Origin of the sequence: Kitasatospora sp. NPDC088783, assembly GCF_044750705.1 — a bacterium.
GTDB lineage: Bacteria > Actinomycetota > Actinomycetes > Streptomycetales > Streptomycetaceae > Kitasatospora > Kitasatospora fiedleri.
This window is the reverse complement of record NZ_JBIVKJ010000016.1, coordinates 19,488-42,598: the sequence shown is the minus strand read 5'-3', so window position 1 is coordinate 42,598 and position 23,111 is coordinate 19,488. Positions and strand designations below refer to the sequence as shown.

Annotated in this window: 18 protein-coding genes; 8 read left to right on the top strand and 10 right to left on the bottom strand. The window is 76.2% G+C overall.

Annotated features, from left to right (window positions below; all coding sequences use genetic code 11):
* Positions 1-2: 2 nt before the first annotated feature.
* From ACIP60_RS31415 to ACIP60_RS31390, 6 genes are read right to left on the bottom strand one after another with little or no spacing between them, the layout of a single operon-like run.
* Entirely contained in the window at positions 3-1,433 is a 1,431-nt protein-coding gene (locus ACIP60_RS31415; protein WP_400690883.1) for an FAD-binding protein, read from the bottom strand.
* Positions 1,426-2,382: a phosphotransferase family protein gene (locus tag ACIP60_RS31410; RefSeq protein WP_400690881.1), complete on the bottom strand. Its 957-nt coding sequence runs from the start codon at positions 2,380-2,382 to the stop codon at positions 1,426-1,428. Before ACIP60_RS31410 ends, ACIP60_RS31415 begins: the two co-directional genes overlap by 8 nt.
* On the bottom strand, positions 2,379-3,638 hold the full coding sequence (locus ACIP60_RS31405; protein ID WP_400690878.1) for a hypothetical protein: 1,260 nt from the start codon (positions 3,636-3,638) through the stop codon (positions 2,379-2,381). The genes ACIP60_RS31410 and ACIP60_RS31405 overlap by 4 nt, the downstream gene beginning before the upstream one ends.
* A gap of 4 nt (positions 3,639-3,642) precedes the next feature.
* On the bottom strand, positions 3,643-4,641 hold the full coding sequence (locus ACIP60_RS31400; protein WP_400690875.1) for a transketolase family protein: 999 nt from the start codon (positions 4,639-4,641) through the stop codon (positions 3,643-3,645).
* Positions 4,634-5,461: a transketolase gene (locus ACIP60_RS31395; RefSeq protein ID WP_400690872.1), complete on the bottom strand. Its 828-nt coding sequence runs from the start codon at positions 5,459-5,461 to the stop codon at positions 4,634-4,636. Before ACIP60_RS31395 ends, ACIP60_RS31400 begins: the two co-directional genes overlap by 8 nt.
* Positions 5,462-5,471: 10 nt before the next feature.
* Positions 5,472-6,206: a class I SAM-dependent methyltransferase gene (locus ACIP60_RS31390; RefSeq protein WP_159073323.1), complete on the bottom strand. Its 735-nt coding sequence runs from the start codon at positions 6,204-6,206 to the stop codon at positions 5,472-5,474.
* A 264-nt stretch (positions 6,207-6,470) separates the two neighbouring features.
* On the opposite strand from ACIP60_RS31390, the gene ACIP60_RS31385 reads away from it, so the two are divergent.
* The 5 genes from ACIP60_RS31385 to ACIP60_RS31365 all read left to right on the top strand — a co-directional run bounded on the left by ACIP60_RS31385 (position 6,471) and on the right by ACIP60_RS31365 (position 14,715).
* Positions 6,471-7,583, top strand: coding sequence for a hypothetical protein (locus ACIP60_RS31385; protein ID WP_400690868.1), 1,113 nt, complete (start codon positions 6,471-6,473; stop codon positions 7,581-7,583).
* 11 nt (positions 7,584-7,594) lie between these two features.
* Complete coding sequence (locus tag ACIP60_RS31380) at positions 7,595-9,967, top strand: hypothetical protein (RefSeq protein ID WP_400690866.1); 2,373 nt, start codon at positions 7,595-7,597, stop codon at positions 9,965-9,967.
* Between the two features lie 98 nt (positions 9,968-10,065).
* Entirely contained in the window at positions 10,066-11,961 is a 1,896-nt protein-coding gene (locus ACIP60_RS31375) for an ABC transporter ATP-binding protein (protein WP_400690863.1), read from the top strand.
* A complete protein-coding gene (locus ACIP60_RS31370; RefSeq protein WP_400690860.1) occupies positions 11,958-13,733 on the top strand; it encodes an ABC transporter ATP-binding protein in 1,776 nt (591 codons plus the stop codon). The genes ACIP60_RS31375 and ACIP60_RS31370 overlap by 4 nt, the downstream gene beginning before the upstream one ends.
* Before the next feature lie 55 nt (positions 13,734-13,788).
* Positions 13,789-14,715, top strand: coding sequence for a TIGR03560 family F420-dependent LLM class oxidoreductase (locus ACIP60_RS31365; RefSeq protein WP_400690857.1), 927 nt, complete (start codon positions 13,789-13,791; stop codon positions 14,713-14,715).
* Here ACIP60_RS31365 and ACIP60_RS31360 read toward each other — a convergent pair.
* Entirely contained in the window at positions 14,696-15,769 is a 1,074-nt protein-coding gene (locus ACIP60_RS31360; RefSeq protein ID WP_400690855.1) for a LuxR C-terminal-related transcriptional regulator, read from the bottom strand. The genes ACIP60_RS31365 and ACIP60_RS31360 overlap by 20 nt on opposite strands.
* A 237-nt stretch (positions 15,770-16,006) precedes the next feature.
* Between ACIP60_RS31360 and ACIP60_RS31355 the strand changes: the two genes are divergently transcribed.
* Both ACIP60_RS31355 and ACIP60_RS31350 read left to right on the top strand, forming a co-directional pair.
* A complete protein-coding gene (locus tag ACIP60_RS31355; RefSeq protein ID WP_400690852.1) occupies positions 16,007-17,308 on the top strand; it encodes a DUF455 family protein in 1,302 nt (433 codons plus the stop codon).
* Positions 17,309-17,452: 144 nt separating this feature from the next.
* Positions 17,453-17,968, top strand: coding sequence for a transposase (locus tag ACIP60_RS31350; protein WP_400690849.1), 516 nt, complete (start codon positions 17,453-17,455; stop codon positions 17,966-17,968).
* Between the two features lie 39 nt (positions 17,969-18,007).
* Here the strand turns inward: ACIP60_RS31350 and lysS are convergent, their stop codons facing one another.
* Positions 18,008-19,675, bottom strand: coding sequence for a lysine--tRNA ligase (gene lysS / locus ACIP60_RS31345; protein WP_400690847.1), 1,668 nt, complete (start codon positions 19,673-19,675; stop codon positions 18,008-18,010).
* Positions 19,676-19,878: 203 nt separating this feature from the next.
* On the opposite strand from lysS, the gene ACIP60_RS31340 reads away from it, so the two are divergent.
* The gene (locus ACIP60_RS31340) at positions 19,879-21,609 is read left to right on the top strand and encodes a methyltransferase (RefSeq protein WP_400690844.1); all 1,731 of its coding nucleotides are present in this window, start codon (positions 19,879-19,881) and stop codon (positions 21,607-21,609) included.
* Between the two features lie 72 nt (positions 21,610-21,681).
* Here ACIP60_RS31340 and rpmF read toward each other — a convergent pair whose 3' ends face one another.
* Together rpmF and ACIP60_RS31330 are read right to left on the bottom strand one after the other, a co-directional pair.
* Entirely contained in the window at positions 21,682-21,846 is a 165-nt protein-coding gene (rpmF, locus tag ACIP60_RS31335) for a 50S ribosomal protein L32 (protein ID WP_400690842.1), read from the bottom strand.
* A 99-nt stretch (positions 21,847-21,945) separates the two neighbouring features.
* The gene (locus ACIP60_RS31330) at positions 21,946-23,109 is read right to left on the bottom strand and encodes a CobW family GTP-binding protein (protein WP_400691084.1); all 1,164 of its coding nucleotides are present in this window, start codon (positions 23,107-23,109) and stop codon (positions 21,946-21,948) included.
* Positions 23,110-23,111: the final 2 nt, after the last annotated feature.

The following is a 23,111-nucleotide window of genomic DNA, read 5'->3' as shown; positions in this document are numbered from 1 at the left end:
GATCAACTGCGCAGAACGGCGGCGGCGGCCGCCAGCCCGGTGGATGCTCCGTAGGTGACGCCGATGATCTTGGAGGAGCAGTCGCCGGTGAAGTAGAGGCCCGGGACGCTGCTCTCCAGGTCGGTGGAGAGCTCGATGGCGGGGAACAGGCGCTCCACCACCGGGGCCGCGACCACCGTCTCCGGCCCGATCAGCCCGGGCGCGACCGCTTCCAGGCTGTCGACCATCGCGGCGATGTCGGCGACCCGCCGCGGGCCCAGGACCTCGGCCAGGTCCGTCCACCGCGCCTGCACCAGGCTGGTGCCGGGCCGGTCCGCGCAGCGGCCCCGGCCGAGCAGTTCGATCAGCGGCTGCACCACCGGGAGGCCGTCTCCGGCGGCCGTGGCGCGGCGGCTGAAGTCCAGCGCGTACCGGGTGCCGTCGCCGCCCGGCGGTACCCGCACCGTGGTGACGATGCCGAAGTTGGTGCGCCGGGTGGGCGTGGTCAGGCAGTGCTGCCCGTCCAGCACCACGGTGTCCTGGAAGGCGTACTGCATGATCCGGCCGCCCTCGCAGACGCAGAAGGTCCGGACCGGGTCGCCGTCCCGGTTGAGGAAGGTGAACTTGGGGTTCTGGCAGGAGGCGGTCAGCGGGGCGGCCAGCTGCCGCGTGGTCTCCAGCCGGACGCCGACGTCCACCGTCGGGCTGGGCCGGTGGGCCACCGCGTTGCGGTCGAGCACCTCGCGGACCCAGCCGAGGCCGAGCTTGCCCACCGCCACGATGACGTTCCTGGCCCGGAACACGGTGCCGGCGGCGCCGACCAGCCAGGTGCCGTCCTCGGCCCGGACGACCGACTCCGCGCGGGTGCGCAGGTGCAGGCGCAGTCCGGCCGCGACCGCGTCGGCCACCAGGCCGTCGATCATGCCGAGCGCCTCGTCCACGGTGACCGCCTGCGACAGCGCCTCGTCCGCGAGCGCGAACCCGCTCGGCGGCACGCCGCAGGAGGCGGGCGGCGGCGGCCCGGGCCGGGGCGGCCGGAGGCCGAAGCGGTGCATCAGCCGGTAGACGTCCCGGACCGCGTCGGCCGCCCGGTCGAAGCTCCCCAGCGTCCGTTCCAGGCCGCTGTAGGTCCGGACGCCGCCGCGGCCGTCCTGCTCGATCTTGGACTTGGACAGGCCGCTGACGTACCCGAGGTTGGTGTCGAAGTGGAAGGCGGCGCCGCCCAGTCCGGTCAGGCAGTCGCAGCGGTTGCACTGCAGCCGGAACTTCTCCGCGGACCGGACCGTGCGGCCGCCCATCCGCGCCGACACCTTCGGGCACAGGCTCTGGCGCATGTCGCCGCCCGCCTCCAGCAGCGCGACCCGCGCGCCGCCGGTGGCCAGCCGCCAGGCGGCGAACAGGCCGGCCGGGCCGGCCCCGACGACCACCGCGTCCAACAGCTCCGGCTCAGCCACGGCCGACCCCCGACCAGCGCGGGGTCTCGGCCTCGAACCGCTCGGTGAACGGCCGGAAGAACAGGTGGCCGGTGGGCCGGCCCTGGTCCTCGATGCGGCGGATCATCCAGTGGCAGAGCACCGGGGTCAGCGCCACCACGGACTCGACGTCCTGGCCGGTGAGCCGCGCGTAGTGGCGGAACGCCCGGTCGGCGGCGGTGCGGAAGGCGTTCTCGCCGTGGAAGACCCGCTCGTACAACCAGTCGAAGCCGCGGTCCGGGTAGTCGGGGAAGGCGATCAGCGCCGCGGTGACGACCAGGTTGAGGACGTCGAGGGCGGGCAGGCCGACCGGGCGGTAGTCCTCCCAGTCGATGAGCGACATCCGGCCGTCGCGGTCGACGCGCAGGTTCCACGGCCCGAGGTCGCCGTGGGTGGGGGCGAGCCGGGCCCGCTCCAGCCGCTCCAGCGTGACGGCCGGGAGGCGGACCCCGGCCGGCAGGTAGGCCGCGGCCACCTCCCCGGGGACGGCTCCGACCGGGCGCGGCCCCTGCCGGTGCAGCCGGGCCGCCAGCTCGACGCCGGCGCACAGCACGGCGGGCCACTCCTCGGGCCGGGCGGCGGCCATGAAGGCCGGGAAGTCGGTGGCCGGCACGTGGCTCATCACGAAGCCCCGGTCGAGCCTGCCGACCGGACGCGGGCGCGGCAGGTCGAGCCCGCCGAGCCCGGACAGCAGCTCCCACTCCCGGTCGACCATGTCGTCCTGCGGGTCCAGCGGGACCTTGGCCACGTAGCGGGGCTCCCCGCGGACCGCGGTCTCGACGAACAGCCGCTGGCGCTGCTTGCGCTCGCTGCGCGGGACCCAGGTCCGGAAGGTGATCCCGGCCGGCTCCGCGCCGTCGAGGCGGCGGTGCAGCGCGAGCATCGACTCCTCGGTGCGGAACAGACACTCCCGGTACGCGTCGGTGTTCACCGGGCGCCCCCGACCAGCTCGTCGGCCGGGGCCGGCAGGACCTCGCCGAGCAGCGCCGAGAAGGACGGGCCCTGGAGCAGCGCGCGCAGTTCGGCCACGCCGTCCGCCCGGTCCTCCGGGCCGAGGCCGACGAAGCTCTCGATCCGCTCGTTCATGCCGCGGCGGAACAGCGCGTACCCGCCGTCGTCCGCCAGCAGCCGGCCGACGTGGCCGACGATCGCGGCGGTGCCCTCGAAGTCGTCGGCCGGCACCTCGTACCCGGGGATCAGGTCGGAGAACCGGCTGCCGTGCCGTTCGAACAGGGTGCCGGCCAGCCCCTCCAGGTTGCTGATGTGGCCGTAGTGCTGCTCCGGGAGGGCCATCGGGAAGTGGCCCAGCAGCAGCGCCTCGTGAATGGCCGTCAGGCCCGGGGTGAGCAGGTAGTGCCGGGCGGAGGCCACCGCGGGGATGAAGGCCCGGTGGGACAGGCAGCGGAACTCCGCCGTCCGGCCCCCGACCGCGACCCGCGCGGCCCGGTCGCCGCCGTAGCTGCCCCCGCAGACCGCGACCCGGTCGAACCGCGGCCAGTCGGCCAGCAGGTCCGGGATCCAGCGCGAGACCAGGTGCAGGTACGCGTTGTGGTGGTCGTAGTCGAGCAGGAAGTTCTTGAAGCCGCCGATGTTGACCATCAGGTCGACGGCGTCCTCGGCCGCCCGGGGGACGTCGGCCAGGGCCGGCTCGTCCACGATCGGCCCGGTCAGGTGGGCCCCGACGGCGCCGAGCGCGCGGAGTTCGGCGATCCGCTCGGCCACGCCCGGGAAGTTCTGCGCCGCGGAGACGTCCGCGAGCAGGTGCGCCGCGAAGACCTGCTCGTGCGGGGACAGCTCCGCCAGCACCTCGGCCGGCGGGGCGGAGCCGGTCCGCCGGGAGCGCTCGCACAGCTCGGCGATCCGCCAGGCCGGGGTGTCGAGCTTCCAGAAGGCGAGCAGGCTGTCGACGAGCAGCACCGGCCGGCCGGCGGCGACGGCGCGGAACACCAGGTCGGCGTCCATCACCGAGACCACCCAGTCGGCCCGCCGGATCTCCCGGTCCAGCGCCCCGGCGTCGGCGGCGATGTCGACGAACTCGTCGAAGGCGTCGGCGTTGCGGTGGGCGAAGTCCGCGGCGACGGTGACTCCGGTGAAGACGCGGTGGTGCCCGTCCAGGGCACGGGAGACGGCGGTGAGTTTGGATATCGGGCCAAAGCCGCAGCTCTGGGCGCCGAGCAGGATGCGCATCAGATCACTCCGGGGTCGGGGGCGGTTCGACGAGGGCGCGGGCGATCGAGGCCGCGTCGATGCCGTAGAAGTGGAACAGTCCGGCCTGGTCGAGCACCGGAGCGGGCCGTTCGTCCACGGCCAGGAAGCGGAAGGTGCCGTGCCAGCGCCCGGCGAGGGCGAGGGCGGTCTGGGTCGCCAGGCCGCCGAGGACGTGGTGCTCCTCGACCGTGACCACGGTGGACGCCCCGGAGACCGCCGCCAGCAGGGCCTCCCGGGGGAACGGGAACACCGCGGTCAGGCCGAGCACCCGGACCCGCCGCCCGTGCGGTCGGACCGCCTCGGCGGCGCGCAGCGCCTCCGCGACGGTGCGGCCGGCGGCCACCACCACCGCGTCGCCGGGGGCGTCCGGGTCGCCGGGGGCGCTCGTGCTGTCGGGGCCGTCGAAGTCGAAGACGCCGGGCCGGTCGAAGGAGAAGGGGGTGTCGGCGGCGTGGACCACCGGGTCCTCGCGCGCGCCGAGCCGGACGTAGCGGGGGCCGCCGCCGAGCACGGCGTCCCGTACCGCCCAGTCGGCCGCGTGGACGTCCGCGGGGCAGTACACCCGGGTGTGCGGCATGGCCGACAGCGCGCCCAGGTCCTCCGGGACGTGGTGGGTCGCGCCCAGCGTCCCGTAGCCGAGGCCGCCGCCGACGCCGAGGACGGTGACGTCCAGGCCGGGGCGGCAGATGTCGATGCGGAGCTGCTCGGCCGCCCGGCGGACCAGGAAGGGCGCCATCCCGCAGACCACCACCCGCTGGCCGGCCCGGGCCAGCCCGGCGGCGACGCCCATCAGGTTGCCCTCGGCGATGCCCACGTCGATGAAGCGGTCGGGGTGCCGGGCGGCGAACGCGGTGGCGAGCGCGCGGCCGTCGGCGGCCAGCGCGACCAGGTCGGGCAGCCGGTCGCCGAGGTCGGCCAGCGCCCGGGCGACCGCGGGCCGCATGCCGGCGGCCGGCCCCGTCCCGGGGTTCCGCTCAGTCATCGGCCACCGCCCGTCCCCGGTCCAGGGCGGCCAGGGCGGCCGCCAGCCGGGCGGGGTCCAGCGTGCCGGTGTGCCAGTCCGCGCTGTGCTCCATGAACGGCACCCCCTTCCCCTTCACCGTGTGGGCGAGCAGCACCGTGGGCTGCCCGTCGGGCGCGGCGGTCTCCGCCAGGGCGGCCCGCAGCGCCGCGTGGTCGTGGCCGTCGACGGTCACCGTCCGCCAGCCGAAGGCCCGCCACTTCCGGTCGAGCGGGCCCAGGTCCAGGACCTCCGCGGTCGTCCCCTCCTGCTGCATCCCGTTGACGTCGACCAGGGCGACCAGGCGGTCCAGCCGGCGGTGGGCGGCGAACATCGCCGCCTCCCAGACCGACCCCTCGTTCAACTCGCCGTCGCCGAGCACCACGTGGGTGCGGTGGCCGCGCCCCTGGAGCCTGGCCGCCTCGGCCAGGCCCGCGCCGATCGACAGGCCGTGGCCCAGCGCCCCGGTGGCCGCGTCGACCCCCGGCACGCCGTCCACCGGGTGGCCGGCCCAGGGGCCCGGCCGCTCGGTGTCCAGCAGCCCGTGCTCGGCCAGCACCGCGTAGAGGGCCCACACCGCGTGCCCCTTGCTGAGCACCAGCCGCGGCCGGCCCGGGTCGGACGGGTCGCCCGCCGGCGCGCCGGTCTCCCGCAGGACCGCGACCAGCAGGTCGACCACGGAGAGCGATGAACCCAGGTGGACCTGCTGGTCCTCGGCGAAGCGCAGGATGCGCCGCCGCGCGCCGAGCGCCAGCTCGGCGGGCGCCCGCACCGGCCCCGCCGCTGCCCGCGTGGACGTCATCGGCCGGACGTCAGACCGTGCCGCGGCGGTACACCGACACGTGGTTGCCCGACCTGGCGTTGAACGGCTCGCCGAGCCACCCGCCGGTGCGCTCGACCAGGGTCAGCCCCGCCAGGCGCGCCATCAGGTCCATCTCGGAGGGCCAGACGTAGCGCAGGAACGCCGGGAACAGCTCGACCTTGCCCTGCTTGAGGTGGATGTGCTGCTCCAGGATCTGCTGGGTCGAGGGGTCGTGCTTGTCCGCCTCGATGAGCACGTGGTCCAGGCCCATGTCGTGGACCTGGGTCCACGAGTTGCGCCGGAAGCGGGTGGGGTCGGGCATGAACGCCTCGACCACGAAATGCCCGCCCGGCTCCAGGGCCGCCGCCGCGCTGGAGAAACAGGAAATCTGCTCCTCCTGGGTCTGCAGGGCGTAGATCGTGTTCAGCACGAGAAAGGCCAGGGAATAGCTCTGCTCCACCTCGAAGGAGGAGATGTCCGCCTTCGTGACCGGAATTCCGGCGCCCCCCTCCTTTTCCCGCAGCTTCTCGGTCATCTCCTCCGACGAGTCGATTCCGTGCACTTCGATGCCGCGCTCGACGAGCGGCACCGCGATGCGGCCGGTGCCGATGGCGAGTTCCAGGACGGGGCCGTCGCCGGCGAGCTTCGCCAGGAAGTCGACGGCCTGCTCAGGGCCGGGCCAGGGCAGGCCGTCGTAGATCTCCGCCCAGCGACTGCCGTACGTCTGCGCATTCCATGCACTCATCTGACGTCCTCTCGTGACACCGGAAAGAAGCGATAGCGAGACCATGGCACGGTGCCGTTCCCGACACCATCGGGCCATCGGTGAAAGTTGCTGACAGTCCGCAAATGACCACCCCGGCAAAACGGGCAAAAGCTTTCACGGCCGACATCGGAGAAGCCGATCCCGTTGCGTTCCGGCGGCCCGCTCCGCCACGATGGGGCACCGGAAATCCCCGGCCGGGAATCGGCACGGACCGCATGCGGGAAAACCGATCAGGAGGGATCCATGTCCGAACCAGCACCCGCGGCCACCGGTCGGGATCCGCTGTCCGCGCCGCGGATCCGGGACCTCCGCGACCTCGCCCTGCGCGAACTGGCCGCCTGCCCGGCGACCGGCCCGGCCCTGGCGGAGTGGGAGGGCCGCCACCTCGGACGGCGCGGCTCGCTCGCCCGGCACCGGGCGCTGATCGGCCAGGCGCCCCCGGCGCACCGGCCCGCGCTCGGCCGCCTGCTCGGCACGGCCGCCGCCGAACTGGCCCGGGCCCTGCGGGAACGGCGGGAGCGGCCGACCGACCCCGCCGCAACGACCGACCCCGCCGCGCCGACCGACCCCGCCGCGCCAGCCGCTTCCGCCGCGCCGACCGGGACGCTCGACCCGTGCCTGGCCCGGCCGGCCGCGCCGCCGCCGGAGCCGCACCCGGTCAGCCGGCTGGCGGACGAAGTCGCCCACTACTTCGGCCGGTCGGGGTTCACCCGGCGCGCGTCCCGGCAGATCGAGGACGTCGCCCACAGCTTCGACCTGCTGGGCGTCCCCGCCGACCACCCCACCCGCAGCCCGCAGCACACCTACTTCACCGAGGACGGCGCGGTGCTGCGCTCCCACACCACCGCGTCCGCGCTGCGGCTGCTGCGCGAGCTGCCGCCGGGCCGGAGCGCCCGGTTCGTGGTCGACGGTCCGTGCCACCGCCGCACCGTCCCCGGGCCGCGGTTCGTGACCCAGTTCCACCAGTCCGAGGCGGTGGCCGTGGGCCCGCGCATCCGGCTGAGCGACCTCAAGGGCCTGGCCCTGGGGCTCTGCGCGGAGGTGCTCGGCCCGGGCGTGCCCGCGCGGCTGCGGTTCCGCACCCTGCCGTACGTCTCCCCGGGGCTCGCCATCGACGTCGCCTGCACCCCGTGCGGGTCGGCGGGCTGCGGCCTCTGCCTGGGCAGCGGGCACCTGGAGGTGATCTCGGGCGGGATGCTGTCCGCCGCGGTGATGCGGTCGGTCGGGGCGTCCCCGCAGGTCCGGGCCCTGTCGCTGGCGGTGTCCCTCGAACGCGTGCTGGCGATCCGCCACGGCCTCGACGACATCCGGCACTTCCTCGACAACGACCTGTCCGTTCTCACCCAGACCTACTGAGGGGGCGTCAGATGCGGGTCCCGGTCTCCTGGTTGAACGAGTTCCTGCACCGCGAGCTGTCCGTGCGCGAGATCGACGAGCTGCTGGGCGAGGCGGGGATCGCCGTCACCGGCGCCGACTCCGCCGGCCTGCTCAGCCCGCTGGTGGTGGCCGGCCGCGTCGAACCCGGCCCGGCCGGGCGGCCGGGCACCGTCCGGGTCGCGGTGCCCACCGGGGAACTGGTGCGGCTGCCGGACGGGGTCGGGGAGGCGCCGCCCCCGGGCAGCGTGGTCGCGGTGGCGCTGCCCGGGGCCAGGCTCTTCGCCACCGCCGACCGGTCCGGCCCGGAACCGGTACGCGGCAGGCTGCTCCGGGTGGGCCCCGCCGGACACCCCGGACAGCCGGTCGGTCGGATCTGCACCAGCGCCGAACTCGGCCTCGGCCCGCACCCGCACGTCCACCTGCTGGCACCCGGCTCGCGACCCGGGACCCCGGTCCGGGCACTGCTGCCGGAGGCGCGCGCCGAGGAGGTGCTCACCCTCCGGATCCCGGACGCGCTGGCGCACTGCGGCGGGCTGTGGGGCCTGGCCGGGGAGATCAACCTCCGGCTGGACGGCCCCGGGACGGCCACCACGGCCACCACGGCCACCGCCGGCACCGCCGACCCCGGGGGCACCCGTCCCCCCGGGTCGCCCGACGCGCCGGTCCTGGAGGTCCGCGCGCCGGAGGTCTGCGCCGCGGCCCTGCTGCTGCCCCACCCTCCGGCCGCCGGGCCCGCGCCGGACTGGGAGCGGGCCGCACTGGCCGGCCTGACGGCCGACGACGGGCTCGACCGGGTGCTGCTGATCGCCGCGTTCGAGTACGGGGTGCGGCTCTCCGCCCACCGGCTGCCGGCCGAGGGGCGGGTCCGCGTCCGGCTGGACGACCCCGCCGGGGCCCGCGCGCCGGGCGGTGCGCCCGACCGGGCGGACCACGCCCACCTGCCGCTGACCGTCACCCCGCGCCCGACACCGCCCTCGCCGTCCGTGCCGCCGCCGTCCGTGCCGCCGCTGCCGCCGGGCGCGGAGCGTCTGTTGGTGCTGGCGACCGCCGAGGCGGGGAACGCGCCGGACGGCGAGCGCTGTCGGCGTGCCGTCGCCCGGGTCGGCGCGCTGCTGGACCCCGGGACGCCGTCGGGGGGCCGGGCCGTCTCGGTGGCCTTCGGTCCGACGGCCGGGCGGCGGACGCTCACCCTCGACCCCGCCGCGCTGCGGTCGCTGTCCGAGGGCCCGGCCGAGGGCCCGTCCGAGGGCCCCGCCGGGGGCCCGGCGTACGGTCGGCTGCTCGCCCTGATCGGTGCGGACTGCGACTGGACCGACGGCGGGCTGCGCGTCCGGGTGCCGCCCTCCCGGCCCGATCTGCGCGGTCCGGAGGACCTGGTGGCCGAGCTGGTCCGCCTGCACGGGCTGGGCCGGATCCCGGCGACGCTGCCCGACGGCGAGGTCCGCCCCGAACCCGACCACCGCCACCGCGCCCTGGCGGCGCTCCGCCGCACCCTGGCCGGGTGCCGGTTCCACGAACTGCTGACCCCGGTCGTCGGCACCGGCCCGGCGCCCGCGGACGGCCCGGCCCGGGAGGACCCCTGGTGCGCACCGGTGCTCGGGCTGGCCGGGTCCGGGCCGGGCCGGACCCGCTTCGTGCGCCGCAGCCTGGTGCCCGGCCTGGCCGCCGCCGCCCGCGCCCAGTCCCCCGCCACGGCCCCGCACGCGCTGTACGAACTGGGCATGGTGCTGGACCCGCTCGGGCCGGACGGCGCGCGGGAGCGGACCTCGCTGGCACTGCTGCACACCCCCGCCGACCCGCCGGGGGCACCGGGGACGGGACCGCTCCGGGAGGCCGGCTACTGGCAGGTCCTGGACGCCGTCAAGGCGCTGCTGCGCCCGCTCGCCGCGGGCCCGCTGCGCACCGAGCTCCTCGACGACCCCGCGTTCCGGCCCGGCACCGCGGCGCTGCTGCTGGTCGCCGGGCAGCCGGTCGGCCGTCTCGGCGTGCTCCCGGCGGGCGCTCCCGCCGAGCGCTCCGCGGTGGCCGAACTCGACGTGGACCGGCTGCTGTCGCTGCCGCGGGTGCCCCGGACGGTCACCACGCCCGCGCGCTTCCCCGAAGTCCAGCGCGACGTCTGCCTGTTGCTGCCGCCCGGACCGGCCGCCGGACCGGTGCTGGCCGCGCTGGCGGACTCGGGGCCGCTGGTGCGCCGGGTCGACGTGCTCGACGTCTACGACGTCCCGGGCGAGCACCGGGCGGTCACCGTCCGGCTGGTCCTCGGGTCGCGCTGGCACACCCTGGAGCGCCGGGAGGCCGGCGCGGCCGTGGAGCTCGCGGTCGCCGCGGCCGTCGCGGCGGGCGCCTGGGGGACCAGGTCGTAGCCGCCGGTCGGCCGCTGCGCGGCCCCCAGCACTGGACCGCCCCGGAGGGGGCCCCTGATTCCGGAGCCCGACCGCCGGGCTGGAACGAGAAGAGGAACATGGACAACCACGATGCCTGGGGGGCGCGTTCACGGCGCGGCCTCGCCCTCCTCGTGACAGCGGTGCGCTCGCAGCCGCTCCCGTTCGCCGGGGCACTGGCCGGCAGCGCGCTCTACGCGGGAACCACCGTGGCGACCGCGTGGCTGCTGGGTCAGGTGACGAACCACGTGCTGGCCGCCCGGGCCGCCGGTTCGGCGGTGCCCGGCCTCGCCGCGGACACCGCCTGGCTGCTCGGCGCGGCCCTGCTCCAGGTCGTCGGCTTCGTGTGCCGCGAGAGCCTGTCGGCGGTGATGCGCCACCGGTTGCAGGCCGACCTGCGCCGTCGCCTGGTGCGCCGCTATGCCGTGCTGCCGCCGGCCAGGCAGCGCCAGCGGGCGACCGGCGACCTGCTGTCCGTGATCGACGCGGACGTGGAGGTCACCTGGCAGGCGGTCCGCCTGCTGCCGTCGGCGTGCAGCGCCCTGCTGATGCTGGCGGCGGGCATCACGGCGATGTTCCTGACCGCCCCGGCCTTCGGCTGGATCGGCGTGGTGCTGCTGCTGGTCGTGCTGACCTTCTGCGTGGCGTTCGAGTACCGGGCCGGGCCGCTGGTCGCCCGGCTCCAGGCGGTGCGCGGCCGACTGGCCGCCGTCGCGCACGAGAGCTTCGAGGCGGCGCTGCTGGTCAAGGCCACCGGCCGGGCGGAGTCGGAGACCGCGCGCTTCGCCGAGTCGGCCGAGCGGCTGCGGCAGGCGAGCCTGGCCGCGGGCCGGGTCCGCTCCGTCTTCGACCCCGTGATGGAGGCGCTGCCCGGTGCGGCCATGCTGGCGGCCCTGCTGGTGGGCGCCCTGGAGGTGCGCTCCGGGAGGATCGAGCCGGGGGCGGTGGTCCAGGTCGCCTTCCTGATCGCCCTGTTGGGGCTGCCGATGGTCTCGGTCGGCTGGATCATCAGCGAGTTCCCGCTGAACGCCACCGCCTTCGCCAGGGTCGAGGCGGTGCTGGCCGACGCCGGACCGCCGTCGGCGGCGGGCCCCGGGTCGGACGCCACCGGCCCGGACGCGGACACGGCCACCACCGGTCCGGACCCGGCACCGGACCCGGACCCGGCCGCCGCCGGTTCCGGCGCGGCCGCCGTCGCGCTGGAGCGGGTCTCGCTGGTCCACCCGGACGCGCCCGAACCCGCCGTGCGCGAGGTGTCGTTCGAGGTGGCTGCCCACCGGCAGGTCGTCCTGGTCGGGCGCTCGGGTTCGGGGAAGTCCTCGCTGTGCGCCCTGCTGGCGGGGCTGGCCGTCCCGTCCTCGGGCAGGGTGCGGCTGGACGGGACGGACCTGCGGCTGCTCGACCCGGCGCGGGCCACCGAGCGGATCGCCCTGCTGCCCCAGCAGCCGTTCCTGTTCCAGGACTCGATCCGGGCCAACATCCGTCTGGGGGCCGACGCGGACGACCGGGAGGTCCGGCGGGCGCTGCGGCTGGCGCAGGCCGAGGGGTTCGTCGACGCCCTGCCCGACGGGCTGGACACGCCCGTCGGCGAACGCGGGCACACCCTGTCCGGCGGCCAGCGCCAGCGCCTCGCCCTGGCCCGGGCGCTGCTCCGCCGGCCGGGGCTGCTGGTCCTGGACGACGCCACCTCCGCGGTCGACCCGCTGGTGGAGGCGGCGATCCTGGACGGGCTCGGCGCCCTGCGCCCCGAACTGACCGTGGTGATGGCCTCGTCCAGCCTGGCCGCGGTCGAACGCGCCGACGAGGTGGTCTACCTGGAGCGGGGCGCGGTGCGCGCCCGCGGACCGCACGGGGAGCTGCTGGCCGCCTTCCCGGCGTACCGGCAGCTGGTCACCGCCTACCGCCGCGACCGGGAGCGGCGCGCCGACGGCGCCGGTCTCCACGGCGCCCCCACCGACAAGGAGTTCGCCGGATGAGCAGCAGCACCATCTCCGAGGCCCCGGGCGGGGCCTGGGCCGTCATGCGGCGCGGGATCGCGCTGTCCGACGAGTTCCTGCGGGGCATCACCGCGACCGTCCTGCTGGGGCTGGTCGCGGTGGCCGGCCGGGTGGCCCTGCCGGTCGCCCTCCAGCGGGCCCTGGACGGGGCGACCCGGGACGGGGCCGGGACGGGGGCGGTGGTCTGGCCGGTGGTCGGCGCGGGCGTCGCGGTCGTGACGACGGCGGCGGCCGGCTACTGGGTGAGCGTCCGGCTCTACCGGGCCAGCGAGGCCGGTCTGGCCGCCACCCGGACGTCCGCCTTCCGGCACATCCACGACCTGCCGCTGGTGGTCCAGGAGGCCGAACCGCGCGGCGCCCTGGTGGCGCGGGTGACCTCGGACGTCGACACGGTCAGCAGCTTCCTGCAGTACAAGGGCCTGATGCTGGCGCTGAGCGCCCTGCAGATGCTGACCACCACCCTGGTGATGGCCTACTACGACCTGCGGCTGACCCTGCTGGTCTGGGCCTTCCAGCTGCCGCTGATCGTGTTCCTGAACCGCAGTCAGAACTCGCTGTCGCGCCTCTTCGGCACCCTGCAGGACCGCCTCGCGGGGCTCCTCGGGGTCACCGGCGAGACCCTGAACGGCGGGGAGACGATCCGGGTCTACGGGGCGCGGGGCTACGCGGTGGCCCGGGCCGACCGGGCGGTGGCGGACGTCCACGCCGCCCAGACCCGCTGCCAGTGGGGGACCACGGCGGCCCAGACCGTCGCCGAGCTGGTCCCCAGTCTGATCACCGTCGCGCTGGTGCTGGTCGGCGCGCGGCTCACCGGCGACGGGCTGACCGTCGGCGACCTGACGGCGTTCCTGTTCCTGGCCGTGCTGTTCGTCACCCCGACCCGGATGGGCGTCACCGCGTTCACGGAGGCGCAGCGCGCGCTGTCGGGCTGGCGCCGCCTGCTCGGCGTCCTCGCCGTGCAGGCGCAGGACCCGGTGGACGACGCGGCCCGGACGGTGCTCGGCGCCGAGCCGGCCGCGATCTCCTTCGCGGGGGTGCGGTTCGCCTACCCGGGGGGCCACGAGGTGCTGCACGGCGTGTCGGTGGTGATGGAGCCGGGGCAGCGGGTGGCGGTCGTCGGGGAGACCGGTTCGGGCAAGACCACCTTCGCCAAGCTCGCCTGCGGCCTGCTCCGCCCGAGCGGCGGGCAGGTGCTGATCGGCGGCGTGCCGGTGGACCGGATCGACCAGGGCTCGCTGCGGCGCCGGGTGGTCATCGTGCCCCAGGAGGGCTTCCTGTTCGACACCACCATCGCCGAGAACATCCGGTTCGGGGTGCCGGACGCCGACGACGGGCGGATCCGGCGGGCGTTCCGGGAGCTGGGCCTGGACGAGTGGCTGGAGTCGTTGCCGCTGGGCCTGCGCACCCCGGTCGGGGTGCAGGGCGGCTCGCTGTCCGCCGGGGAGCGCCAACTGGTCGCCCTGGCCCGGGCGCACGCGGCCGACCCGGCCGTGCTCCTGCTGGACGAGGCCACCTCGGCGGTGGACCCGGCCACCGAGGACCGGATCCAGCGGGCGCTGGAGAAGCTGACCACCGGGCGGACCGCCGTGGTGGTGGCGCACCGGCTGGTGAGCGCGCAGAGCGCGGACACCGTCCTGGTCTTCGACCGGGGCCGGATCGTCGAGGCGGGCCCGCACGCCGAACTGCTCGCCCGCGACGGGACGTACGCCGCGCTGCACGACGCCTGGATCACCCGGCCCCAGTACGGCTGAGCCGCGGCACCGCCGACCGCCCCCCACCGTCCCGCCCGCCAGGAGGACCAGCAGCATGGATTTCCGGATCTTCGTCGAACCCCAGCAGGGGATGGGCTTCGCCCAGCAGGCCGCCACCGCCCAGGTCGCCGAGAGCCTCGGCTACGACGGCTTCTTCCGCTCCGACCACTACCTGGCGGTGGGCCCGGGGCCCGGCCTGCCCGGCCCCACCGACTCCTGGGTCACGCTGGCCGGCCTGGCCCTGCGGACCAGCACGATCCGGCTGGGCACGCTGCTGTCCGCCGCGACCCTGCGGCTGCCGGGGCCGCTGTCGATCCAGGTGGCCCAGGTCGACGAGATGTCCGGCGGCCGGGTGGAGCTCGGGCTGGGCGCCGGCTGGTACGAGGAGGAGCACGCCGCCTACGGCATCCCCTTCCCGGCCCGGCGCTTCGGCCCGCTGGAGGAGCAGTTGCGGATCCTGCGGGGGCTGTGGGCGACCCCGGCGGGGAAGACCTTCGACTTCGCGGGCGAGCACTACCGCCTCACCGGCTGCCCCGCGCTGCCCAAGCCGGTGCAGCGCCCGCACCCGCCGATCATCGTGGGCGGCCGGGGGCCGCGGCGCACCCCGGAGCTCGCGGCCCGGTACGCCGACGAGTACAACGTCGGGTTCGTCCGCCCGGAGGTGGCCCGGGCCCAGTTCGACCGGGTCCGCGACGCCTGCCGGGCCCTGGGCCGCGACAGCGGCACCCCCGTCCTCTCGGTCGCCCTGGTGGCGTGCTGCGGCAGCACCCCGGCCGCGGTGACCGCCCGGGCCCACCGGATGGAGCGCGGCGAGGCGGAGCTGCGCGCCACCGGGCTGACCGGGTCCCCCGCGGAACTGGTGGACAAGATCGGCCGCTACCGGGAGGCGGGGGTGGAGCGCGTCTACCTCCAGCTGCTGGAGCCGGAGGACTACGACCACATGGAGCTGATCGCCCACCAGGTCATTCCGCAGACGAGGTGACCATCGCCCGCCGGTCGGGGCCGGCCGCCCCGCCCGCCGCGGGGACCAGCCCCCGGGTGCACGCCTCCACCCCGGCCTGGAAGCGGCTGCTGACGCCGAGCGAACTCATCAGGTCCGAGAGGTACCGCCGGCAGGTGCGCACCGACAGGCCGAGCCGGCGGGCCACCACGTCGTCCTTGGCGCCGCTGGCCAGCAGGCGCAGGATCGACAGCTTGACCTGGTCGATGACCTGCGGCGGCTGCGCCTCGTCGGCGAGGAACGGCACGCCGCGGTCCCAGCAGTTGGTGAAGATCCCGGCCAGGACGGAGATCACCACCGGGTGGCGGACCAGCACCGCGGCCTGCGGCCCGTCCTCGGGGTCCGGGCCGTCCTGCCCGGCCCCGTCGGCCGCCAGCAGCAGGGCGCAGCGGTGGTCGAACAGGACCAGCTGGGCCGGGAGTTCGTCGATGGTGCGGAACCGCGCCCCGTGCGCGCCGAGCGTCTCGGCCAGGCCCTCGGTGGGCAGGTGCAGCCGGGCGCCGTGCTGGTGGACGGCGCGGATCGCGACGCCGCGGCGCAGCGCGTCCCGGCACTGGTCGGTGCGCCGCTCCCACTGGCGGTCGAAGCTCCCGCTGTCCGCCTGGAGCAGCAGGAGCTGCTGGGAGGTGCGGCCGATCTCCAGGTCGAGCAGGGCGTCGAGGGCCTCGTCCCCGACGATCTCGAAGGTCTGCTGCGAGCGCGCGCCGGTGACCGACTCGTGCACCGGGACGAGCAGTTGCAGCTGGGTGCGCAGCCGCTCCGCCAGGGCCGCGCGGCGGCGGGCCTCGGCCTCCATCGGCACCACCAGCGCGGCCATCGCGGCGTGCGGCTCGACGGCCAGCCAGTCCCGGTCCGAGTGCGCCTCCACCACCCGGAGGCTGCTCAGCAGCCGGTACACCTCGTCCACCCGCTCCAGCGGGACGTCCGCGCTGGCGCTCAGCCACTCGTCGTCCCGGCGGCCCTCCTCCAGCAGTCGGCGGTAGGCGGCCACCGCGAGCTCGTCCAGGTCGGGTATCGGGTTCTCGGACGTGTCCATGTGCTCCTCCAGCCGGCCACACGTAGCGACGCACCGTCAGTCGGCCTCCCGGAGGAGGCCCCCGCGACTGTGGCACCGGCGGCCGCGGGGCGACAAGGGAGTTGTCTCCTGTGGCGGTCGGCCGCACCTGCGGCGGGGAGTTCCGGCCTGGCCGGTACTCCCCCGCCGCAGCCGTAGCCGGGCCGGACGGGGCTGCCTAGATTCGATCCGCAGGCAGCCGACCCGAAGGGGATCCCCATGAACGCGCACGCTCCAGACGGCGGAGGGCCCGGCCGCATCGACGCCCTCTCGATCGGTGAACTCGCGGCCTTCGACCTCTCGCTGTACCACGCCACCCTGCTGGCCGGCCGGGCGCTGGCGGCCTTCGCCCCGCGCACCGGTGACATCGCGCCGCGGGCGGCCCTGGTCCGCGCGATCCACAGCCTGGTCTCCCAGGCCGACCTGCTGCACACCCGGGCGCTGGAGCTGCGGGTCCGGCCGGACCGGCTGGGGCGGCCCTCCGCGGAGGCGGTCGAGGAGGTGACCGCCGTCCTGGCGGCGGACGACCCGGAGCAGGCGCTCGCCTGGGGGTACGCCCTGCTCCGGGAACTCGCCGTGCTGTACCGCACCTCCCGCGACCAGTGCGCGGAGGAGACCACCTACCACGACCGGCGGCTGTACGACCTGTGCCTCGGCCTGGCCCTGGAGCCCCAGCAGCCGGCGGCCGAACTCGGCCTGCCCGACGTCGAGTCGGGCGCGATCCTGCGCGGGGCGCACCGTCCGGGGCCGTCGGTCACCCCCACCGGCACCGTCCCGCTGTCCCCCGCGCCCTGCCCGCACCGCAGCTACCCCGCCTGGGCGGGCCGGGTCCCGGCGATCGGCGGCGCCACCCCCGACCCCGATCCGAGCCTGCTCGACGACGACACCCTGGTCTACCTGATGCGCAAGAGCATCCAGATCGAGTTCATCGCCACCGACGTCCCGCTGCGCAGCATGGCGGACTTCGCGGACCTGCCGCTCGGCTTCTACCTCGACATGACCCGGCACGGCCACGACGAGATGCGGCACACCCACCTGCTGATCGAGGAGATCGCCCGGCTGGGCGTGGACTACCGCCAGTTCCCCTACCGCGACCCGGACCTCTACGCGGCGATGGCCGGACAGCCGCTGGACCACCGGATGATCGTGCTCAGCCGCACCGGCGAGGACGCCGCCATCGAGGTCTTCGGCAACGCGGTCCCCCGGATGCGGGCCGCCGGGTACGAGTCCGTCGGCCTCATGTTCGACCACGTGCTGGCCGACGAGGTCCGGCACGTCACCTACGCCAACCGCTGGCTCGACCACCTCTACGGCGGCGACGAGCTGGCGGTGGAGGAGGCGACCGCGCGGGTGCTGCGGCGGCACAACGAACTCGTCGACGAGATCGGGCTCGGCGACTACGCCAAGCGCGAGACGGACCACATGGCGTTCCGCGGCCGGGGCAAGCCCGACCTCGAACTGCGGGCGCTGGCCGGGTTCAGCGAGCGGGACCTGCGGCGGCTGGCCGGCGACACCGTCTGACCCCCGGACCCCCGGGCCCGCACCGGAGTCGGCCGGGCTCCGCTGCGGGCCCGGCCCGCGGGCGGGGTGGCGGCTCTCCGCAAGGCGCGAACCCGAGGGCCACCGCCGCCTGTGCCCGGGCCGCGGCTCGGGCACGCTGGCGGCATGCCTTCCTCCGCGTACGCACGTGACCTGCTCGCCCCGGCCGGACCGACCGCGACCGCCCCGCTCCGCCCCGCCCGCGCCGGGGACGCCCCCGGCCCGCGCCCGCCCGCCCTCCGACCGGCCCGGCCGGGGGTACGGCCGCCGGCCCGCGAGCACCGCTTCGGCTGGCTCGCCCCCATGGTGGTGTGGCCGACGGCCCGGTGGCTGCTCCCGGCGCCGGCCCGCCGCCCCCAGGGCGGCGGCACCCGCCGCCGGGACGACGAGGCGCTGTTCGCCGCGGTCTCCTTCATCCTCACCAGCCGCGCCCCGTGGCGGGCCGTCCCGCCGGGCTTCGGGGTCTCCTGGCAGCACGCGCACCGCAGTTTCCGCCACTGGAGCGACCACGGGACGTGGGACCGGCTGGCGCTCGTCGCGCACTCCCGGCAGGCGCCGGACCAGGTCAGGTACTGGGCCGACCGGCTGGCCGCGTCCGCGGCGGGCCGGGGGTGCGGCCGCGAGCCGGAGGACCCGGGCTGAGCCGGGCCTCCGGTCCTCGTGCCGCGCGGCCGGGCCGGGCTAGCCGGTGGCCAGCAGCGACCGGATGCGGTCCGCGCCCAGTGCCAGCAGCAGGGTGGGGAGCCGGGGGCCGGTGTCGCGGCCGACCAGGAGTTCGTAGAGCAGTGCGAACAGCTCGCGCTGGGCCGTCTTCAGCTCCGGTGACGCCGGGGCGTCCAGCGGCAGTCCGGCCCGCAGCTTCGGGACGCCGTACACCAGCGAGGTCAGGCCGGCGAGCGACCAGTTCGCGTCCAGGCCCTCCACCAGCAGCTTGAGCGCCGTCCGCTCGTCCTCGGTCAGCCGGGCCAGCCGCTCCGTGTCGGGCTCGGTGCGCACCTGGGTGCGGTCCTGCGCCGGGACGTAGGTGCGCACCCACTCCTGGGCGCGGTCGAGTCGCGGCCGGGCCCGGTCCAGGTTCGCCAGCGGCTCGTCGGGGGTGAGGTCGCGCAGGATCCGCAGGGTCTGCTCCGGGTCGCCGGCCGCCACGTCGGCGACCGACGCCAGGGTGCGGAACGGCAGCGGCCGGGGGGTGGTGGGCAGCGGGCCGGCGGCCGGGCCGGCCGAGCGGGCCAGCATCGCCGCGTCGGCCTCGGTGGCGGTGCCGGAGTCGACCTTCCGCCCGAGCGCGTCCCACTCGTCGTAGACCCGCTGGATCTCCTGGTCCAGTGCGATCTGGAAGGACTGCCGCGGCTGCCGCCGGCCGTACAGCCAGCGCAGCACCGGGGGTTCGAGCACCTTCAGGATGTCGGCTGGGGTGGGGACCCCACCCTTCGAACTGCTCATCTTGGCCATGCCGCTGATGCCGACGAAGCTGTAGCCGAGGTACTTCGGCGGCAGCCCGTCGAAGACCTCGCGCACCAGCTGCGAGCCGACGGTGAAGGAGGACCCGGGCGAGGAGTGGTCCACCCCGCCGGCCTCGAAGGTGACCCCCTCGTACGCCCAGCGCATCGGCCAGTCCACCTTCCAGACCAGCTTCCCGCCGTCGGTCCCGGACAGCGCGAACCCGTCCTGGTGCCCGCACGCGCACCGGTAGCGGATCCGGGTGCTGGCCTCGTCGAAGTCGACGACTGCGGTGGAGTCCCGTCCGCAGTCCGCGCAGTACGGGCGGTACGGGTGGTAGCCGCCCGCTCCGTCGGCGGCCGCCCCGTCCTCGTCCTCGTCCGCTTCGGGACCGTCCGCCGGGGCGGCGGCGGCCTGCTTGGTGCGGTACCGCCCGAGGACCTCGTCGATCCGGTCGCGCTGCCGCATCGCGTGCACGATCCGGTCGCGGTAGGCGCCGGAGCCGTACATCCGGGTCTGGCTGATCTCGTCCACCTCGACGCCCAGCCGGGCCAGCGCCTCGCGCAGCGGCGCCTTGAAGTGCTCGGCCCAGTCGGCGTGTTCGCCGCACGGGTCGGGCACCGCCGTCAGCGGCCGGCCGATGTGCTCGGCGAACCCGGCCGGCACCCCGGCCGGGACCTTGCGCAGCCGGTCGTAGTCGTCCCAGGAGAGCAGGTGGCGGCAGTCCAGGCCGCGGCGGCGGAGTTCGTCGGCCACGAAGTGCGGCACCATGATCTCGCGCAGGTTGCCCAGGTGGACCGGGCCCGACGGGCTGATGCCGGAGGCGCACACCAGCGGGGTGCCGCCGCGGCGTTCGCTCTCCTCGATCACCTGGTCCGCTGCGGCCACCACCCAATCGCTCTGCTTCACGGCCACGGCAAGTTCCTCCAGTTGACGCTGCTTCAAATGCCGACAGCCTAGGGCCGGTTCGGCAAGATCCACATCCAGCCGCCGCCCGGGCGCCCGCGCCGGGACGGCACCGCCGCCATTCAGTGAATACGATAACGATTGTCATTCTGGTGTGGTCCGTGGTTCAGTGGTGCCGCCCCCACGCCGACCCCGGAGCGCCCCCCGTGGATTCCGTCCCCCCGCTCGTGACCGCCCTGCGCGGCCTCGCCGAACGCCCGGCGCTGATCGGCGACGACGGCCGGCCGGTCAGCGGCGCCGCGCTGCTGACCGGCGCGGTGCCCGCCGACGCGCTGTCGCAGGCCGTGGCCGCCCGGGTCCGGGCCGCCCGGGCGGCGACCCGCGAGTCGGACCCGCACGAGCGCCGGCTGCGGTACTGGGCCAGCGTCCTCGGACCGCTGCCGATCCGGCACACCGTGCTGCTGCCGCCCACCGGCCTGGGCGTCGAACTGGCCCTGGCCACCCTGCTGGCCGGCGGCACGGTCGTCCACGGCGACCCGGACCGGCCGCCGGCCGAGCTGCTCGCCGACCTGGCCCGCTCGCGCTCCACCCACCTCAGCCTGCCCTCCGAACTGCTCTGGCGGATCAGCGAGTTGGGCGACCAGTACGCCCAGGACCTGGACGACCTGCGCCGGGTGCTGCACGTCGGCCCCGAACCGCGCCAACAGGACGTGTACGCCGCCGTCGAGGCGCTGGGCGCGGTCGTGGCGCACGTCCGCGCGCCCCGCAGCGACGCCGAGAGCTCGGACACCGCCCTGCGGAAGGTCGCCGCCGCCGCCACCGACGCCGCCTGGAAGCGGCTCATCGGCGTCAGCGCCGAGCAGGCCCGGGTGTTCACCGCCCGCCTGGACGCCGCCGTGCTCTCCTCGATGCTGCTCGCCCTGCGCCGCGACGGCGTCCTCGAGGAACCCGGCCGCGGCCACCGGCTCCCCGAAGTCCTGCGCGCGGCCCGGGTCGCCCCCGCCCACCACCGGCTGGTCGGACGCTGGCTGGCCGAGCTGACCCGGCACGGGCTGACGACCCGCCGGGGCGAGCTGTTCGCCGCGACGCGGCCGGTCCGCCCGGCGGACACCGCCCACGCCTGGCAGTCGGCCGCCGACGCCTGGACCGGCCGGCTCGGCTCGGCCACCGTCATCGACCACCTGCGCACCGCCGCCGAACGGCTGCCCGCCCTGCTGACCGGCGAACAGCAGGCCGCCGCCCTGCTGCTGCCCAAGGGCAGCACCCGGGTCGTCGAGGCCCTCGCGACCAGGACCGCGGCGGGCCGCTACCGCGCCGCCGTCCTCGCCGCGGCCCTGCGGCGGATCGCCGCCGACCACCCCGGGCCCGGACCGCTGCGGGTGCTGGAACTCGCGGCCGGCGCCGGCACCGCCACCGGCGAGATCACCCGCGCCCTCGCGGACCGGACCGCCCCCGCCGCCGACTACCTCTGCACCGACCCGTCCGACCTGCTGCTGGCCGCCGTCCGCGCCCGGGTCGGCCGCCACCCGCACCTGCGGTACGCCCGCTTCGACCTGCACGGCCCCGGGTCCGGGCCGGGGGCCGTCACCGGCCCGTTCGACGTGGTGGTCGCCGACGGCGCGCTGGCCTGCGCCCCCGACCCGGACCTCGCCGCCCGGCGGCTGACCGCACTGCTCGCCCCCGGCGGATGGCTGCTGCTCAACGAACCCGTGCGCGCCCGCCTGGAGTTCCTGGTCCGCGACGCGTTCCTGCCCCACCTGCACCCGCACGACCCCCGGACCGACCCCGACGCGCCCCCGCCCGGCGCCCCGCGCTGGCACGCGGCCCTGGCCCGGGCGGGGGTGCGCACCGTCCTGGCCGTCACCGGGGACGACCACCCCGTGACCCTGCTCGGCGACCAGCTCCTCGCCGCCCGGACCGGGTGCCGGATCGAGTGACCGCCCCGCCCGGGGACGTCCCCCGGCACGGCGGGGGGCCGCAGCGCCGGGCTGCGGCCCCCCGCTCCGCTCTCACGGCGTCAGCAGACCGCGCTCGTACGCCTTCGCCAGTCGGCGCGGGACGAGGTGCTCGCGCCCGTCGACGGTGACCGGGACCAGCCGGGGCGGGCTCGCCTTCCACCGGGCGCGGCGGTGGCGGGTGTTGCTGCGGGAGGTCCTGCGCTTGGGGACGGCCATCGGGGGCTCCTGTCGGGTGGTGGCGGCGCTCGGGTGGTGGCACTCGGGTCGTGGCGGCGCTCGGGTGGTGGCGGCGCGGGGCAGCGGGCGGGCGGGCGGTCAGGCGACGGGTTCGAGCAGGTCCGCGAAGGCGTCGGGGAGGGTCTTCCAGCCCTGTTCGCCCGCGAGCAGTTCGGCGTCGGTGAGCAGGCAGGAGTCGAGCAGTTCGGTGATCCCGTCGGCGTCCAGTCCTTCGGCGGTGAAGGCGAGTTGCTGGACGCGGTCGCCGTGCTGCGGGTGCCAGTCGAGGGCGGCGGCGGCCCGGCGTTCGGGCGGGTAGTGCTCCCAGTGCTCGTCGGGGAGGGTCGCCAGCCACGGCCCGCACTCCTCGACCGCGAGGTTGGCTCCGGCCGCGTCCCAGGCCAGCATGAGTGCGGGGCGGTTGGCCAGCCAGAACCGGCCGCGGCTGCGCTGCGCGGCGGGGACGAGCAGTTCCAGCGCGTCGTGCAGGCGTCCGGGGTGCAGCGGGCGGCGGCGCTCCCACACCAGGGTGGCCACGCCCGCCTCGTCGGCCTGCTGCGGCAGCAGGGCCAGGGCCGGGTTGACCCGGTCGCGGGCGGCCGGGACGTCGAAGCCGCCGAGCGCCGCCCGCAGGAGTTCGCCGGTGCCGAGCGCCACCCGCCGTGCGGTGGGGTGCAGTTGGCGCAGCATCGCGATGCCGGTGTCGCCGCCGCGGGCGAGGGCGAGTGTGGTGGCGTACTCGATCTGGTGGGCGAGTGCCTCGGCCCGGGTGCGGGCGTCGTCCGCGGAGGTGTGCTCGGCGTGTTCGGCGAGGTCGTCGGAGACCGAGAGTTCGCCGATCAGCCGGTCGGGGTCGACCGCCGTGACCACCCCGGCGAGTTCGATCAGCTCCCCCATCGGGCGGCCGTCCACCTCGCCCTCTGCGATCACCTCGGCCACCGGGTGCGGGTCGCTGCCGCCCCACAGTTCGACGATCGCCAGGCCGTGTTCGCCGGACTCGGCGAGCCCGGCCAGCTCGGGCAGCAGGTCCTCGCGCACCGCGCAGCAGGGGCAGCCGTTGACCAGCGGCAGTTCGCGAGTGTCGAACACGCCTTCGTCGTCCCGCAGTTGGCGGTGCACCACGCCGCGGTCGGCGTCGCGCAGGTCGTGGTGGAGGACGACGGCGCCGATGCTCGCGTCGAGCAACTCCTTGACGGCGCGGCGGCGTTCGGCGCGGTGCAGGCCGGCGACGATCACGACGGGGAGTCGGAGGTGGGCGGGCACGG

What these genes read in the sequence shown, in the direction of transcription:
- ACIP60_RS31405 (WP_400690878.1), bottom strand. Translation starts at nt 3,638, where the DNA reads ATGCGCATCCTGCTCGGCGCCCAGAGCTGCGGCTTTGGCCCGATATCC.
- ACIP60_RS31400 (WP_400690875.1), bottom strand. Translation starts at nt 4,641, where the DNA reads ATGACTGAGCGGAACCCCGGGACGGGGCCGGCCGCCGGCATGCGGCCC.
- ACIP60_RS31395 (WP_400690872.1), bottom strand. Translation starts at nt 5,461, where the DNA reads ATGACGTCCACGCGGGCAGCGGCGGGGCCGGTGCGGGCGCCCGCCGAG.
- ACIP60_RS31390 (WP_159073323.1), bottom strand. Translation starts at nt 6,206, where the DNA reads ATGAGTGCATGGAATGCGCAGACGTACGGCAGTCGCTGGGCGGAGATC.
- ACIP60_RS31385 (WP_400690868.1), top strand. Translation starts at nt 6,471, where the DNA reads ATGTCCGAACCAGCACCCGCGGCCACCGGTCGGGATCCGCTGTCCGCG.
- ACIP60_RS31380 (WP_400690866.1), top strand. Translation starts at nt 7,595, where the DNA reads ATGCGGGTCCCGGTCTCCTGGTTGAACGAGTTCCTGCACCGCGAGCTG.
- ACIP60_RS31375 (WP_400690863.1), top strand. Translation starts at nt 10,066, where the DNA reads ATGGACAACCACGATGCCTGGGGGGCGCGTTCACGGCGCGGCCTCGCC.
- ACIP60_RS31370 (WP_400690860.1), top strand. Translation starts at nt 11,958, where the DNA reads ATGAGCAGCAGCACCATCTCCGAGGCCCCGGGCGGGGCCTGGGCCGTC.
- ACIP60_RS31365 (WP_400690857.1), top strand. Translation starts at nt 13,789, where the DNA reads ATGGATTTCCGGATCTTCGTCGAACCCCAGCAGGGGATGGGCTTCGCC.
- ACIP60_RS31360 (WP_400690855.1), bottom strand. Translation starts at nt 15,769, where the DNA reads ATGGACACGTCCGAGAACCCGATACCCGACCTGGACGAGCTCGCGGTG.
- ACIP60_RS31355 (WP_400690852.1), top strand. Translation starts at nt 16,007, where the DNA reads ATGAACGCGCACGCTCCAGACGGCGGAGGGCCCGGCCGCATCGACGCC.
- ACIP60_RS31350 (WP_400690849.1), top strand. Translation starts at nt 17,453, where the DNA reads ATGCCTTCCTCCGCGTACGCACGTGACCTGCTCGCCCCGGCCGGACCG.
- rpmF (WP_400690842.1), bottom strand. Translation starts at nt 21,846, where the DNA reads ATGGCCGTCCCCAAGCGCAGGACCTCCCGCAGCAACACCCGCCACCGC.